The 15,938-nt window shown below is 43.3% G+C and carries 13 protein-coding genes; 6 read left to right on the top strand and 7 right to left on the bottom strand.

The window, feature by feature from the left end; translation table 11 throughout:
* Window positions 1-50: 50 nt before the first annotated feature.
* The 6 genes from HUO09_RS03780 to HUO09_RS03805 form a co-directional block, all read right to left on the bottom strand.
* Window positions 51-935 (bottom strand): transglutaminase family protein, encoded by an 885-nt coding sequence (locus tag HUO09_RS03780; RefSeq protein WP_188233017.1) that lies wholly within the window; start codon window positions 933-935, stop codon window positions 51-53.
* The gene (locus HUO09_RS03785; protein ID WP_223159279.1) at window positions 932-3,523 is read right to left on the bottom strand and encodes a circularly permuted type 2 ATP-grasp protein; all 2,592 of its coding nucleotides are present in this window, start codon (window positions 3,521-3,523) and stop codon (window positions 932-934) included. Before HUO09_RS03785 ends, HUO09_RS03780 begins: the two co-directional genes overlap by 4 nt.
* A gap of 138 nt (window positions 3,524-3,661) precedes the next feature.
* A complete protein-coding gene (locus HUO09_RS03790) occupies window positions 3,662-7,021 on the bottom strand; it encodes a DUF2126 domain-containing protein (protein ID WP_188233018.1) in 3,360 nt (1,119 codons plus the stop codon).
* Window positions 7,018-7,962: an alpha-E domain-containing protein gene (locus HUO09_RS03795; protein ID WP_167411716.1), complete on the bottom strand. Its 945-nt coding sequence runs from the start codon at window positions 7,960-7,962 to the stop codon at window positions 7,018-7,020. The genes HUO09_RS03790 and HUO09_RS03795 overlap by 4 nt, the downstream gene beginning before the upstream one ends.
* Before the next feature lie 2 nt (window positions 7,963-7,964).
* Window positions 7,965-9,419 (bottom strand): circularly permuted type 2 ATP-grasp protein, encoded by a 1,455-nt coding sequence (locus HUO09_RS03800; protein WP_188233019.1) that lies wholly within the window; start codon window positions 9,417-9,419, stop codon window positions 7,965-7,967.
* A gap of 359 nt (window positions 9,420-9,778) precedes the next feature.
* Window positions 9,779-10,009 (bottom strand): cysteine-rich CWC family protein, encoded by a 231-nt coding sequence (locus HUO09_RS03805; protein ID WP_223159280.1) that lies wholly within the window; start codon window positions 10,007-10,009, stop codon window positions 9,779-9,781.
* Between the two features lie 227 nt (window positions 10,010-10,236).
* Between HUO09_RS03805 and HUO09_RS03810 the strand changes: the two genes are divergently transcribed.
* The 5 genes from HUO09_RS03810 to HUO09_RS03830 all read left to right on the top strand — a co-directional run bounded on the left by HUO09_RS03810 (window position 10,237) and on the right by HUO09_RS03830 (window position 14,306).
* Complete coding sequence (locus HUO09_RS03810; protein ID WP_167411714.1) at window positions 10,237-10,422, top strand: hypothetical protein; 186 nt, start codon at window positions 10,237-10,239, stop codon at window positions 10,420-10,422.
* Window positions 10,423-10,654: 232 nt separating this feature from the next.
* The gene (locus HUO09_RS03815; protein WP_223159281.1) at window positions 10,655-11,977 is read left to right on the top strand and encodes a leucine-rich repeat-containing protein kinase family protein; all 1,323 of its coding nucleotides are present in this window, start codon (window positions 10,655-10,657) and stop codon (window positions 11,975-11,977) included.
* A 318-nt stretch (window positions 11,978-12,295) separates the two neighbouring features.
* On the top strand, window positions 12,296-12,583 hold the full coding sequence (locus tag HUO09_RS03820) for a MarR family transcriptional regulator (RefSeq protein WP_188233020.1): 288 nt from the start codon (window positions 12,296-12,298) through the stop codon (window positions 12,581-12,583).
* A 13-nt stretch (window positions 12,584-12,596) separates the two neighbouring features.
* A complete protein-coding gene (locus HUO09_RS03825; protein ID WP_188233021.1) occupies window positions 12,597-13,280 on the top strand; it encodes a hypothetical protein in 684 nt (227 codons plus the stop codon).
* A gap of 225 nt (window positions 13,281-13,505) precedes the next feature.
* Window positions 13,506-14,306 carry a hypothetical protein gene (locus tag HUO09_RS03830; protein WP_188233022.1) on the top strand — a complete coding sequence of 267 codons (801 nt, stop codon included), beginning with the start codon at window positions 13,506-13,508 and terminating at the stop codon, window positions 14,304-14,306.
* Between the two features lie 47 nt (window positions 14,307-14,353).
* On the opposite strand, the gene HUO09_RS03835 is transcribed toward HUO09_RS03830, so the two are convergent.
* Entirely contained in the window at window positions 14,354-14,533 is a 180-nt protein-coding gene (locus HUO09_RS03835) for a hypothetical protein (RefSeq protein ID WP_188233023.1), read from the bottom strand.
* Window positions 14,534-14,839: 306 nt separating this feature from the next.
* On the opposite strand from HUO09_RS03835, the gene HUO09_RS03840 reads away from it, so the two are divergent.
* Entirely contained in the window at window positions 14,840-15,790 is a 951-nt protein-coding gene (locus HUO09_RS03840) for a hypothetical protein (protein WP_188233024.1), read from the top strand.
* The last annotated feature ends 148 nt before the right edge of the window (window positions 15,791-15,938 follow it).

The raw sequence follows: 15,938 nt of genomic DNA on the forward strand, positions 1-15,938 counted from the left end.
AGAGAGAAAGACCATATTGAGTGGGCTTTTCTCTCTCTAACATTTTGCGCTTATGCAAGCCTTGAAACATCAACAGAAACACTCAATGCCTGAGAGTCTCCACCATCGAAAATAACACCTTGTAGTGGCGTTACGTCTGCGTAATCTCGTCCCCAACCGGTGACGATGTGTTGCTCTGAAGGTATTAAGTTGTTGGTTGGATCGAACTCAACCCAACCTAGCTCTGGTACAAAAATCGCGAACCATGCATGAGAGGCATCTGCACCGATTAACTTTTCTTGTCCGGGAGGCGGTAGGGTTTCAATATAACCGCTCATATAACGAGCTGGTAAACCTACCGAACGTAAACATCCAATGGCAAGGTGCGCAAAATCCTGACAGACCCCTCGTTTTTCTTTCAACACTTCTTCAGCTGGCGTAGTGACATCTGTTGCTGTTGGATCAAACGTGAACTCGGAGTATATGTGATGCGTAAACGCTTTTGCCGCAGCTAGTACAGGCTGATTGTCTGCAAAAAAGGGCAGAGCGTAATCGCGCAAGGTTTCTGAACACATGATTTGTTCTGAATCCAAACAATATTCTTTGGCCATTCTTAAGGCTGAGGTATCTGCGCTATTCAATAATGAGCGAAGCTCCCCACAGGTCAGCGGATGCTGCTCGGTTTTATCCGACCAACTTGGTGTATTGATATCAAAATAACTCACCACATCAATGGTGAGTTTTTTATGCGATTCCTGAATAGAAAAGTAGAAAGTCGAATTACCGAAGTAGTCTTTGCCTTCTCGCTGATATATCGGCGTAGGATGCACCTGAATTCGGCGGTTAAGACAGCGCTGACGCTCTGTATCTCTTGGTAGCAAGTGCGCCATGTTATAGCACAATGTTACTGGTGCACTGTATTCATAGGTAGTAGTGTGTCGCACGCGGTACTTCATACGTCCAATTTCCATTTCGGTTTAACTAACTGTTGTGGTCCCGCAGTGTGGTCGAAATACTTATCGCTGATCAGTGAAGTAAACTGCTCCAATTGCTCGGTAATTTTGGCCATCAGCTGCGACAGTTGTAGACGAGTTTCCGTTTCGTCATTAATTTGCGCTAACGCTTCCAAATCGGTTAGTTGGATATCCGTTAGAGTTTGAATGATCAAACGGCTCTCTTGAGTTAATCCACCTGGAATGTAATTTTGGTGACGCGGCAAGACATTGAGAAATTCACGGAGTCGTTCTAACTGGTACACCAGCGCTCTTGGGTTAGTGGTATCTACCATTAATAGATCGAGACCGAATGCCACTCTCGTTCGTGTATGATATCTACGACGGAAGGAGATCAACGCTTCCATACTCAAAAGAACGGATTCCAAAACTTGCTGTTGAGCAAGGCCAACCAAAGGCTTTGTTAGTGTAGATTGCAGAAGATTTGCAGTTTGAAGCGCACGTTCAGTTCGGCGTCCAATTTGCTGGAAGACCCAATCTAGTCCACGTAGCATACTTTCATGGTTCAAACCAGAAAGGGCTAGTAAAGTCGTCACTAATCCATCCAATGATTCTTCAGGAATGGCAGGCAAACCAAATTCATAAGCACGATCAACCGCTGCAATGTGGTCTCGTAGTTCGTTAAGAATGATTCGGGTATCCGCAGATAGCATCTCTTTCACTTGTTCACCGCAAGCCAACAAGGACTGTAAGTTCGCTTTAATACTTCCTACACGGCTACCGTTAGTGACTAGGTCGGCTAGCTCTTTGTTTGGATTTTCAAACAGCGCCGCATCGCCTGCTGTAAAGCCAGGTAAGCAGTGTGTTTGATGGGAAATTGCTTCTAGCAAAATATCTCGGCTTTCAGGGGCCAGAGACTCTAGACCATTAAGCTGTTTGAATACTGTCCTCATTAAACGCAGGCTAATTTCAGCGCGTTCTGCGTAACGTCCAAACCAGAACAAGTTCTCCACTACGCGACTTGGCATACTGGTTTGCTGCGCCACATCGATTGACTTATCAAACAGAGACTGATGAGAGAGATCAGGTCCGTGGGACATGATCCAAGTATCTTTACTGCGTGAGCCTGAGAGTTTAGTAACGATGTAATCTTCAGTAGACTCTGCTACACGAGTCAATCCACCGGGCATGACGGTGTAGTGGTCTTTGTCTGCAACGGTAAACGCTTTTAACAAGCTTGGTCTGGCTTGGATGTGTTGCTCTGACCAGATAGGTAACATCGATCCCGGTACATAGCTTTGAGCAACGTACATATACGGACGCTTTTCAATCATGGCTAACGTTTTGACACGGTCTTCGTCTGACAAACAGTGACCGTAAATCGTTGGTTGCCCCATGCTACGGCACGCTGGTTTGATTATTAGCTGCCCAAGATTCTCTTTGACATAGCCTAGGCTCGATTTGTCTCCACACCACCATGTGTTTACTGTTGGGATAAGAAGTTCTTCGCCTAGTAAATATTGACAAATCTTTGGCAAGAAGGCGTAAAGAGCCGGAGCTTCTAGAACACCACCGCCAAGTGGGTTTGCCAAAATAACGTTGCCAGCACGAGCAACCTCTAGTAAACCGGGAACGCCGAGTAGCGAGTCAGCGTTTAGCTCTGCTTGGTCGCAGTATGCATCATCAAGACGACGCAAGATAACGTCTACTTGTGATAAGCCATTTAGGGACTTTAGCCATACTTTACCGTTACGTACGGTTAAGTCAGCGCCCTGAACAAGCGGGTAACCTAAGTAGTTTGCCAAATAAGCGTGCTCAAAGTAGGTGCTACTATATGCACCCGGAGTGAGCACAACGATAAGTGGTGAATCGGCTTTGTGACTGGCTAGGTGTGAAAGAGTATTGCGCAGCGTGTGGAAGAAAGCAGATAGGCGTCTCACATTTCCTTGGCGGAAGATGCTCGGCATTACGCGTGAAATAACGGTGCGGTTTTCTAAAGCATATCCGAAGCCCGAAGGTGCCTGCGTGTGGTCGCCAATAACAATATGGTTACCTTGTGTATCACGTACTAAATCAACGGAGTGCAGGATTAACTGTTTCTCACCAGGCATTTTTATACCGTGGCATGCGCGCAGAAAGCCGGGATGACTGAATATAATTTCAGACGGGATAATACCGTCCTTAATCAGATTTTGTTCACCGTAGATATCTTTTAAAATGAGGTCATAGAGATTCGACCGTTGAACTAATCCTTTTTCCAGCTTTTGCCATTCCTGCCAATGGATCAAATTAGGAATGACATCTAATGCCCAAACATCTGGTGCGAGTGGGTCATTTTTTAAGTCGTAAGTAGCACCATCGTCACGCAAAATGCGCTGAGCTCTTTGGTGGCGATCATCTAGACCATCAACATCCAGCTTATTCAAATGTTCAAGCAAAGGTTTCCAGTGCGAGCGTGGTGTGCTCTGTTCATCATACACTTCGTCAAAAGCACAAGAAGAGGCTGGATAAGGACGAGCAAGGAGCGATGTTTCCATCTGTTCTTGCTCGTTTGAGTTGCTTGACTGGTCAGGTCTGGATTGTTGCATCATTATTTCTTCTGACTACCTCACGTAATAGGACGTTAATTATACACATTCGTTTTAAAGTTAGCGCGAGCCATTTTACTGGCTCGCGTTATCTCTTCTATTCAAGTTTAGGTTTGGTTGTACAAGAACTTTGTATAAGTGCTATTTAGAGTACCTAGCCTTAGCCTGATAATCCCGTTTTCTGAGATCTAGCGTGTGAGGATATTCATTGCAAATCTCTTCACTTGGTGGAGACATCGGCCGCGGAACATCGGTATGTTCATAGAACTGACGTAGCGCATTGAACTCAGGTTTTACTTCAAAAGGACCTTGTGTAAACCCGTGATCCCAGAATCGGTTGACCCGACGAGCTTCGGCTTCATTGCTGTTCACTGGCAAAGTTTCGTACGTTCGACCACCCGCGTGGCTCACGTGATAAGTACACCCGCCAATGGATAGACCATTCCAAGTGTCGATAATGTCAAACACAAGTGGTGCATCGACACCAAGTGTCGGGTGTAAAGCGGACGGTGGCGACCAGGCTCGATATCTTACAGCCGCAACATATTCACCTTTACGACCCGTAGACCGCAGCGGCACTCGGCGTCCGTTACAGGTGAGTAAATAGCGACCTTCGGTTAAGCCAGTAATACGAACTTGTAATCGTTCTACGGATGAATCCACATATCTTGCAGTTCCTGAATGAGTAATTTCCTCACCGAGTACATGCCAAGGTTCGATTGCCCAACGCAATTCCAGCTCCATATCATCGATTTGCTGGCGGCCATAATGTGGGAAGCGGAATTCTTCAAAAGGAGCAAGCCATTCCAGCTTAAACGGATAGCCGTGACGTTGCAGATCTTCCACCACTTCTTTAATGTCCTGCCAGACGTAGTGAGGCATCATAAATTTGTCGTGTAGGGAAGTACCCCAACGAATCAGGGGTTTGTGATAAGGATTTTTCCAGAATCGGGCGACCAGACAGCGCAATAAAAGAGTTTGAACCAGCGACATTCTGGCGTGTGGTGGCATTTCAAATCCACGAAACTCAAGGATACCAAGACGTCCGCTGCTACTGCCTGCGGAGTAAAGCTTATCGATACAGAATTCAGAACGATGTGTATTGCCTGTGATATCGACCAGTAGATTGCGCATCAGCCGGTCCACAAGCCATGGTTCATCGACTATCCCTTCAGGCATGTTCTGGAACGCGATTTCCATTTCGTACAGCGCTTCATCTCTACCTTCGTCAGGGCGAGGAGCTTGGCTAGTTGGACCGATAAACATCCCTGAAAACAGATAGGACAAGCCCGGATGGTGTTGCCAGTAATTAACAAAGCTACGCAGTAAATCCGGTTTACGCAGCATTGGGCTGTCAGAAGGTGTCGCGCCACCAAGCGTAATGTGGTTACCGCCACCCGTACCCGTATGACGTCCATCAAGCATGAACTTCTCTGTCCCTAATCGGCATAGGTGAGCCTGTTCGTAAAGCGTTTCGGTGTTGTAAACCAGTTCTTTCCAGCTATGCGCGGGATGAATGTTAACCTCGATAACCCCCGGATCGGGCGTGATTAATAGCTTTTGCAAGCGGTAATCTTTCGGTGGTTCATAACCTTCAATCACAACGGGCATTGAGAGTTCAAGCGCGGTCACTTCAATGAAATGCATCAAGGACACATAGTGTTCTAAAGACGTCATCGGAGGCAAAAACAGATGTAAGCGACCCTCTCTTGGTTCAATACAAAGCGCAGTATGAATAACCGCTTTCGATATGGTCTGCTTTTGTTCTACCTGTGCTTGTTTTTGATAGCTTTGAGCTTGGTTTAGCGATTCAGTAAACGAGTAAACAGGCAGGGCTTCTCTTTGTTCGAACGGATCGCGCTCGGGAACAATCTCTTCCTGACTGATTGGGGGAAGCGAGTTTAGAGGTAAGCGGAAACCCATTGGGCTATCGCCGGGAATTAAGGTAATGACGTCACTGCGCATTGGCCACATAGAGCTTTGCCACTGACCATCAAAATAGCTCAGTGGAAGCACATAACCTGTTGATGTATCGAGCCCTCGGGTCAGCAGTTTTGCTAAACGTCTGCGTTCCAAATCGTCTTTAAGGGATGCTTTTTTCGGATTCACCGAGTCGGGTAAAGATCGTTCCAGCCACAAATAGTAGAGTGAATCTTCATAAGCGGGTTGCAGATACTTACGGTCTAGCGATAGTTGCTGACATAAGGTTTCACCAAAGCGCTGTGCGTGTTGCACGTTGTATTGATAGTCTTTGTCGACACGAGCCAGCAACTGAGGGTGACTCCATAACGCTTCACCATCGGTACGCCAAAAATAACCGAGCGCCCACCTTGGTAACTCTTCACCCGGATACCATTTCCCTTGCCCATAGTGGAGTAAACCCTCTGAACCAAATTTGTCTTTGAGCTTGAGTAATAGATCCTTGGAGAGACGGAGTTTGTCAGCGCCCAGAGCGCCAGTGTTCCATTGCTCAGAGTCCATATCATCGATGGAGACGAATGTCGGTTCTCCACCCATTGTTAGGCGAACGTCTTCTTCGTCTAAGACTTTATCGACAGCATTACCCAATGCTTTGATATTTTCCCACTCATCATCGCTGTAAGGTTTTGTCACACGGGGGTCTTCATGAATACGAATGACCGTGTTGGTGTAGCCAAATTCGCATTCACACTCATCCACCATGCCCGTAATCGGTGCGGCAGAAGCAGGGTCTGCGGTACAGGCTAAGGGAATATGGCCTTCACCAGCGAACAAACCGCTGGTGGGGTCTAAACCTACCCAGCCAGCACCCGGAAGATAAACTTCGCACCATGCGTGCAAGTCGGTGAAGTCTTGTTCTGGTCCAGAAGGGCCATCCAACGCTTTGACATCCGCGGTAAGCTGAACCAAGTATCCAGACGCAAAGCGAGCCGCTAATCCAAGATTACGCAGCACTTCAATTAATAGCCATGCAGTGTCTCGGCAAGAACCTTTCTTCAGTGCGAGAGTCTCTTCGGCACTTTGAACTCCCGGTTCTAAACGTATGCCGTATTCAATTTGTTGTGAAAGCTGACTGTTGAGCTTAGAAAGAAAAGTCACAATCGGTGTTTCACTCCGGTCGACATCCTTTAACCAAGCTGAAAGCAACGGATTTGGCTCATCGTGTTTTAAATAAGGAGTCAGTTCTTCTTCAAGTAAGCTGTCATATTTGAACGGATAAGTTTCCGCGTACTCTTCAATAAAGAAATCAAAGGGGTTAATCACCGTCATATCGGCGATGACTTCCACTTCAAATTGCAACTTACGCATTTTTTCTGGGAACACTAGCCGCGCCTGATAGTTTCCAAATGCATCTTGTTGCCAATTGATAAAGTGCTTTTCCGGTAAGACTTTGAGTGAGTACCCATGAATGTGCGTGCGCGAGTGTGGTGCCGGACGGAGGCGCAACACATGCGGAGAAACATTCACATCGCGGTCAAACTCATAGGTTGTTTTGTGTAATATCGCAACGCGAATGGTCATGCAGCTTCTCCATGTCGGAAGTGGAACCAAGTTTCTCGTATCTGACTATGTAGGTCGATAATGGCTAACTGAACGTCATTGAGATAGTTACTAAATTCGATATTAAGCTCTTTAGCATTTTCGACACCGTTGGTGTTTTGCAGTAGACGATTAACTTCAACAACCACTTCTTCCGCACTAGGTAGGGCTTCGGCTGCGATTTTGAGTTGCGTTAAGCAAAATGTTTGAGAACGAGGGAAGAACTCATCCATTAACAAGAACGTAGCCGCATCTTCACCAGTGACTGAAGCACGCATCGTTCTGCGATAGTTAAGATAGGCACTCTGAGATTTAAGGACTTTTGACCATAATACTTGCTCAAGGTGAAGACGCTCTTCTTCACTTGATTGGTTCATGATAGACACTGCGGAATCCAAAATGCGCGTATTCATATCTGCACGCTCTAGGTAGCGACCCAAGATAATGAAGCTCCAGCCTGCATCGCGGCGCATTGCATTAGCAAGAAGGCCAATCACTTTTTGGCATCCTTCAATGATTTCGTTCAAATAGACATGGCGATTTGAACGGTTGATTCCTGTCTGAATGTGTTTTTTTGCGTAGATGTTCAGTTCGTTGATCTGCTCCCACATCTCTTCAGGAACGACATCTCGAGAGGTACGAATATTTTCGCGTACCATATTGAGAGACGCGAGTAGGGAACTAGGGTTATCCATGTCAGAAAGTAAATATTTCACCACATTACGTTCGCCGTGATCTTTGTATTTGCTGGTGTAATCAATAACGCTGCCGTTGATTTCAATAAGGTTGTACCAAGAAATTCGAATGTCTCTTGGTAAGTCATACAGCAGTTCATCGTAAACATTTAATAAGCGAGCAATGTTCTCGACTCGCTCCAAATAACGTGCGCTCCAGTAAAGGCGTTCAGCAACTCTTGATAACATTGTTACTCTCCTTTTGACTTAACAATCCATGTGTCTTTACTACCACCGCCTTGTGACGAGTTAACGACAAGGGAGCCTTTTTTCAACGCAACGCGAGTCAGTCCACCCGTCGTGACATAGATTTTGTTACTTTGCAAAATGAATGGACGTAAATCCAAATGACGAGGTTCGATACAATTGGTGTCGACCAGTGTAGGTGCAGTGGAGAGTTTTAGTGTTGGTTGCGCTATGTAATTACGTGGGTTCTTTTGTATTAAGTCAGCAAATAGAACACGTTCTTCTTCTGTAGAGTGGGGACCAACAAGCATACCGTAACCACCGGACTCGTTGGCGGGTTTTACGACGAGTTTATCAAGGTTAGCTAACACGTAAGCACGTTGTTCTTCGTCTTCACACAGGAAGGTTTCTACGTTCGGTAGAATCGGTTCTTCATCCAGATAATAGCGAATCAGAGCAGGAACGTAGGCGTAAACCACTTTGTCGTCGGCTACCCCAGCTCCTGGTGCATTAGCCAGTGCTACATTACCAGCTTTCCAAGCACGCATTAATCCGGGAACACCAAGCATAGAATCAGGATGAAACACTTCTGGGTCAATAAACTCGTCATCGATACGGCGATAGATAACGTCAACTCGCTCTGGTCCATAGATGGTTTTCATGTAGACACAGTCGTCGGTATCGACATATAAATCGCCCCCCTCAACCAGCTCAACACCCATTTGCTGCGCAAGGAATGCGTGTTCGAAATAGGCAGAGTTATAGATGCCCGGAGTCAGCACTACAATTTCTGGATGTTCGACGGCGCGGGGTGAAAGTGCTGCCAGCATATCAAACAGTCTTGATGTGTATGAGTCGACAGGAAGAATATCGTCATTTTCAAATAACTCTGGAAGAACGCGTTTTGTTATGGCTCGGTTTTCGAGCATATACGATACGCCTGAAGGAACACGTAGGTTATCTTCGAGCACATAGAATTGGCCATTGTCGGCACGCACCAAATCGGTGCCACAAATGTGAGCCCAAACACCAAAAGCGGGCGACACCCCGATGCACTCAGGTCGGAAGTTTTTCGATTCTTCAATAATATGTTTTGGAATTATGCCGTCTTTGATGCACTTCTGATCGTGATAAAGGTCATCAATAAAACGGTTGAGAGCGGTGAGTCGTTGTTTTAATCCTTTTTCAGCAACCTGCCAGTCTTTGGCATCAATGGTGCGCGGTATGATGTCGAAGGGCCAAGCTCTGTCGATATTTCCCTCTTCGGTGTAAACCGTAAAACTGATCCCCATTTCCTGAATGGTGACTTCAGCCGTAAGCCTACGTTTTTCAAGTTCTTCAGCAGGTAATGATTCTAAATAGGTGAGCAGTTGTGATGCCGATTGACGAGGCTGACCTTGACTATCAATGAGTTCATCAAAGAACAGTTCGGAGTTGTAGTTGTTAGTTAATTTATCCATGGGCGTTCCGTCCTTGTATGGCAACCAACCGTGAAGATGTGATCGGCACTTTCAGCAATGGTGTGCCTAATCAAAGTTGGTTGCCTTTTAACTTCCTGTTAAGGCTTAATTGAAGTTAATACTTCTCTACCTGAACCTTGTTGTAAGGCCTGGTACATGGTTGCATAAGCAAAAAGTAAGCCAGAGCTATGAGTAGAGATAAACGTTTTGGAAAGCTGGTGTTACGTCAAATGTGTTGTTTCAAATTGAAAACAAAGAAGTGCGCGCAAATTTAACAATGCGGCACTTCAGTAGGTAAACATAGGATAGACGTTAATAATTACTAAAGTAGATTGTTTTTTAAGGAAAAAAGAAGAGGGCTACTGTGATTTCTTTGAGGCATGAAAGTTCAAGACGCAAGTTTTGCATACGCAGGCTTTTCGTCTCATTTCAGGTGGGATTTGTAAAAGCAATTCTTCAGGGAAGGCGATTGCAGGGTCGTTGCACCAACAGGATTTCTTAATATCGAGCGCACCTAAGTTAATACAGGAATTCGGTTTACCACATAAAGGGCAAATGAGTGGGTCAGGTTTAAGTCCAGTAATATTCAAAACTGAGTTCTCTTTGTCATACTCGCTTTCGTTACGTATCGAGAGTTATACACTGAGTTTAGATACATTGCATAGTTAAAAAGCATGGCGTATGCCTGCTAGAGCCATTACGTTGTGATACTTCATCTTGGGATTCAAAAGATAAAAGAAAATCATGGTCATATCAAAGAACTACTACACTGATTGAATTAACGTATTCACTGATTATTAATTACAAGGAAAGTGCTATGTCCCTAGAAAATGGTAAACAGGAAGTGACAGTTGTTGATATTAAAATGCCATTTATGTCGATGGTCGTTTTTATGGTGAAATTTGCCATCGCTTCAATTCCAGCGTTCATCATTATAAGCCTCATATTGACGTTGCTAATGGCTCTATTCGGAGGCATGTTTCATGGAATGGGGAGATATTAGCGCTACTTAAACGACGAACCTACGATATGGTGTAGAGCTATAATATCAATCTGTTGTGTGTTCTTTTCGCTATTTAACTTAACTCATAAACAACTGTTTTGGTGTTAGATTATTGCGGCTGTCATGGTTGAGTTTCTTCGAGTTACGTAAACAAGGTGATTAAGCTATAATCTCACCCTTTTTTGTATTTAAGAACGCGGTAATAACGTGATTCTTTTTGAACGGTTTGATAATGCACACACTTGAACAATTGCGCTCTGGAGAGTTACATGGGATTCGTCGATTAAAACTGTCCTGTGGTTTAACTGAGTTTCCTCAAGAAATTTTCTCGTTGTCTGAAACGTTGGAGATTCTCGACTTAACAGGAAACCAACTGTCATCACTACCAAACAACCTAGAGCAGCTCACCAAGTTAAGAGTGATTTTCTGTTCGCAAAATCGATTTAAACAATTGCCCACAGTATTAGGACGGTGCTCGTCATTAAGTATGGTTGGTTTTAAATCCAATCAAATTACAGATGTGCCAGCCGCTTCTTTACCACCCCAATTGCGCTGGCTTATTTTGACGGACAACCGTGTTCAATCCCTACCTGAAAATATTGGCCAATGTTCCAAGCTGCAGAAACTGATGTTGGCAGGAAACCAGCTTTCCTCTCTGCCTGAATCATTAGCTCTCTGCCATCGTTTGGAGCTAATCCGTATGTCAGCGAATCAGCTTGAAGCTTTGCCTGAGTGGATATTCACTTTACCCAAGCTAACGTGGTTAGCTTATGCGGGAAATCCTTTTGTAGAGCGATTGGAAGCGCAAGCTTTAGAAAACTCGATGGCGGGTATTCATTGGCATCAGCTAGATATGAATGAACTGCTCGGTGAAGGCGCTTCAGGCTTGATATATCGCGCTAGCTTATCTCGTGGTGAGGTGAATCATCCTGTAGCGGTGAAACTGTTTAAAGGGGCAATGACCAGTGATGGATTGCCAATGTGCGAAATGGCCTCAACGATGATAGCAGGTCAACATTACGCTTTAACGCAGACTCTTGGACGTATTCAACACCATCCTTCCGGTACAGATGGCCTTGTTATGGAACTCATTCCTGATGAATTTAATAATTTGGCTCAGCCACCAAGTCTTGAATCTTGTACGCGTGATGTTTACTCACCGGAAAAGCAGTTTTCCACGTCAGCGTTATTTAGCGTTGCAGTCGCTATCGCAGACGCAGTAAATCATCTTCATCAACAGGGTGTAATGCATGGCGATTTGTATGCTCATAACATACTGACCACACCATCAGGTGAAGCATTGCTAAGTGATTATGGAGCGGCATCCTTTTTTGATGCAGATGAACATTATCAAGCTGCGAGACTGCAACGTATAGAAGCAAGAGCGTTCGGATGCTTGTTGGAAGAGTTGACAGAACGTTGTGATGACTTAAATGAAGACGTTCGAAAGAAACTAGATGCACTGATTGAGAATTGTCTGGAGCCTGAAATCATGGCTCGACCTACATTCGAGAATATATGTAGCGCTTTACGTTCTATCCAGTCATTAGCTTGATCATTTGCTAAGTTAGCAATGATTAATGTGCCGCGAATCATTCGCTGAAGTCGCCCAGAAGAATCTGGGCTGACTTAAGTATCGATCATCTGGTCGCAGAGATTACTCAACTATGAGAAAGGCAAACTAGCTCAAGCCTATATTCTACCCACATCGAATTACAGAAGTCAGAAGTCTTAAATACCTACCATTTGTGGCTAAAAAAGTGCTGGCGAACCTGTTTCAGGCCTGTCTCAATTGAACAACAGATTATAAAAAGGCTATTTAGATCAAATCAGTAGTCAATCTCATTTATAAATCTAAGCGGATGATAATTAGATGTCGTTTTTATGCCAAAACGAGCCTGTAAACGAGGCTCTTATAACTGCTGCGCGTTGTTTTCCTCATCAGGTAGCGCGTGTAAAACTAAGTAAAACTCAGTTGAAAGTATTGGATTCGATCAAGGTGGGGGAGCAGGTCACTGCAGTAGAAGTTGCCGCTCGCTGCAGCCTATCAACCTCATTTGCTAGTACATTGCTTAAGACACTGATGCAGAAAGAATATTTAACAAGAAAGGCTATGACGGAACGAACGGGTGGGGTAGAGTTTGGGTATATGCTTTTGTAGTCGGGGAAATTATATGAAAAAAGATGAGATAGCAGAGTTGACGAAAGAAGCGATTGAATTAGCCATTGATCAGCTCGTGACAAATGAATTAGTTAAAGAGATTCCTGTGGTGAATGTTGTGGTTAATCTGCTTAAGCTTGGAACAAATAGCATCCCAGATTACCTTTTTGCACGAAAACTAAATGTATTTCTAAATGATTTGGATTCTGTCCCAGAAAAAGAAAAAGTTAAGCTGAAGAACAAACTAGCGAGTAAAGAAAAAAATGTAGAAAGACTATATGAGCAATTGCTCAATTGTATTAACAAGCTATCTGATGAACGAAAAGCCAGTTTTATAGCCCGTGTTTTTCTTGGTTACATTAATGAAGTGGTTGATTTGAAAACTTTTAAACGTAGTTTAGAAGCAATAGATATGGTTTTCGTAGATGATTTGTATCTATTTGTCGATGAATGTGCAAAGAACGATGGAGCATTGCCAAGTAACCAAGAGATTTTTGACAATATGCCATCAATATTTAATAGTTCTTTAGCCATTGATAACGCTCAGACGATGTCTTCTCCTTATTCTAATTCTCAGTGTTCTAATTATCTAGGAACTCTATCAGCTAGAGATATTATCCAGAAAGAAGTTTCTCCTTTGGGGCTAAAGCTGCTTTCAGCTTATGAGTATGGTAATGACTTGCTGTGTAAAAGATAGGTTCTTCTGAGGATTATTGATATTCACACGAGGCCAACTCGCGCGAAATAAAAATTTTTCGGTGCTCTAAAGCACCACCGCCAAAACGCTAGTTAATATTCTTTTTGAAGCTCTTGAAGTAAACGTGATGCGTAACGCAAGTGATTGCAGACATTTAGTTGATAGTATGATAAACGGTAACTCTATGATTATTAGCATTATAGCTGTTAAGTGTCAGGGGGATGTTTGAAAACACTGCTTAACTCACTACAAGAAAACACTATTAGTAGATTAAAAAATCCTCTTGTTGGAGCCTATGTATTTTCTTGGACTATTTGGAATATCACTGATGTTATTGTTTTTTTGTTGAGCGATACCAATGGAAAAATTGCAATGGTCAAAGGGTCTACGTTTGAAGTTCATAATGATTTCTTAGTACCTCTAGGACTATGTTTTATTTATCTTGTTTTTGTCCCAGTACTTAACATGTGTTACGAAAGGATTGTCGATGGAGTCATTAATAAGCGACGTAATGCTTTCAAACAAAAGACTCTGCAAGATCATTACTATTCGGTAAAAAGAACTACTGTTGCTAAGTTAGATTCTGACGAAGAAGAAAATAGGAAATTACGAGATAGGCAGTTAGACAATTGGGTTGTTGAAAAGCAGAAAATGTCAGAAACGATCATTCAGTTTAGATCTGAGCACGCTGATAAAATGGCCAAAATTGACACTGAAGTAGCAAGTTACCGAGAGGAAATTCGACGCTTAAATGGAGATGTATATGATGTTACTACAGACGCGGAAACAATAAGGGCAGACCTAACACGTACCGTCAAAGAGATAAGGGAGAGTATTGAGAAACTGAAAAATATCAAAACGCTACCTGTTGAAGCTTTAAGTATCAGTGACGAAATAATTCATTCCATTAATCGTTCTCGTAAAGTACTACAATTACCTTTAGAACTTCCAAGGCGAAGGAATTTTGAAGAGTATCCACAGTATCTAGAGCCTCCAATGGATTTTGATGATGATATTCCGTTCTGAGATCACGTAGAAACCCCAAGCCAATGCTTGGGGCTTCTCTTTCCATCCTACCTACGTAGCAACATCGCTTGCTCAGCACACATAGCTAATTGAGATAGGGCAGTATCGGCAACGTTCGTAAAGTAACCCGGCTCTTTTAGTAACTTCGGAATATCCTCAGTGCGGAACACTACACAGTCTTCAGGAATGGGTTCCATTGATACAACATGACCCTTTTCCATGCTCATCAAAACACGCATGCTGCTTGGTGGCATTAAAGGCATTATTTCGTTGGGTGTGTTTTGCTTTGTCCAGTGCTTCCATAGGACATCATCACATTCATTTTGGTATTGAAGTCTTTCTTGATTCCTAAATCAAGGATAGCTCTCTTCATAAAGTAAAATCAGCTTAAAAAGAACGCTTTTTAGGCTAGAAAAATTTCTACGACTCAGATCATAAAATAATCTCCACATCAAGTACTTAAGTGATTTATTGGTATATTGTTCCATAAAATCCAAATCAATAGACGTAGTAATTTGAAGGAAGGAACGCGTATGACTGAATTAAATCGTAGAATTGTACATGCCTTGTATTTAGATGACTGGCAGTACGAAGGTGGTAATCGTGCTACGTTGCTAAGGAGCTCAGTACGAGTAAAACCTGATGAATATGAAGTTGAAATGAGAGATCATATTTTCTGTCCAGAGTGTTTTACTAATTTAATACGTGTCCCCCAGGATAAAGACCATACAACATCTAGTATGGAAGCTCATTTTCGTCATCTTGGCCGATATAGTGGCGTTAAATGCCACTTAAGATCTGGTAAAAAAGCACCTGGCAAAAAATACACTAGTTTCGAATCAGTTACTCAAGCAATAGATAATGAAGAATTGGTTATTGTTAGTGGATTTATGAAAGACAAGCCAGAACAGCGTCCAGTTGGTACTCCTACTCCATTTGATGAAGCTCAGATTGAAGACGTTGATGGTCCTGAAGCTGAAGTACCTCTTGGTGTTCACGATGGTGAGACATTTAAAGTGCCTAGCAAAATCACTTCTCTGAGAGGGATCTGCCGAGACTTCGATAAAAACTACTATAGATACTATTTTTTACCGGGGTATCAACATGCAATAGCCTTAACCTCATTGTTGCACGATGTAGCAGGTGTGACTAAAGAAGATACTAAACCTAAATTGTATTTTGCGAAGTTAAGGAATTCCGTCCATCACGGTAATCCACCAAAAGATAGTAATATTCGAATGACCTACTTAGACAAATCTCCGACCGTTAAAGACTTCTGTATTAAAACGCCACACTGGTTACAGCATGAACATGGTATAGGAAATAATACAGAAGGGCGTTATGTACTTATTTACGGAAAGGTTACAGAGAACGGTATAGGTCTGTGTTTTGAAGATCTAGGATGGGGTGAGTTAGCTCTAGTTCCAGAGAAATACAACTACCTGATAGAGGATGTATATGCTGCTGCTCACGCCGAAGATTAGGAAAATGAGGGCAATATAAACTACTGTATAATACCACCTTTATACCACCCTAATTACACCCATAAACTAGTCAAGTATTCTAAGTGTTTGTAATTGAAGGTTAAAATGGCTTTTTTCGGCTTTTAAAACGGTGAAACCCCGATGTTGG

This window comes from Vibrio sp. Y2-5 (assembly GCF_014596725.1).
GTDB lineage: Bacteria > Pseudomonadota > Gammaproteobacteria > Enterobacterales > Vibrionaceae > Vibrio.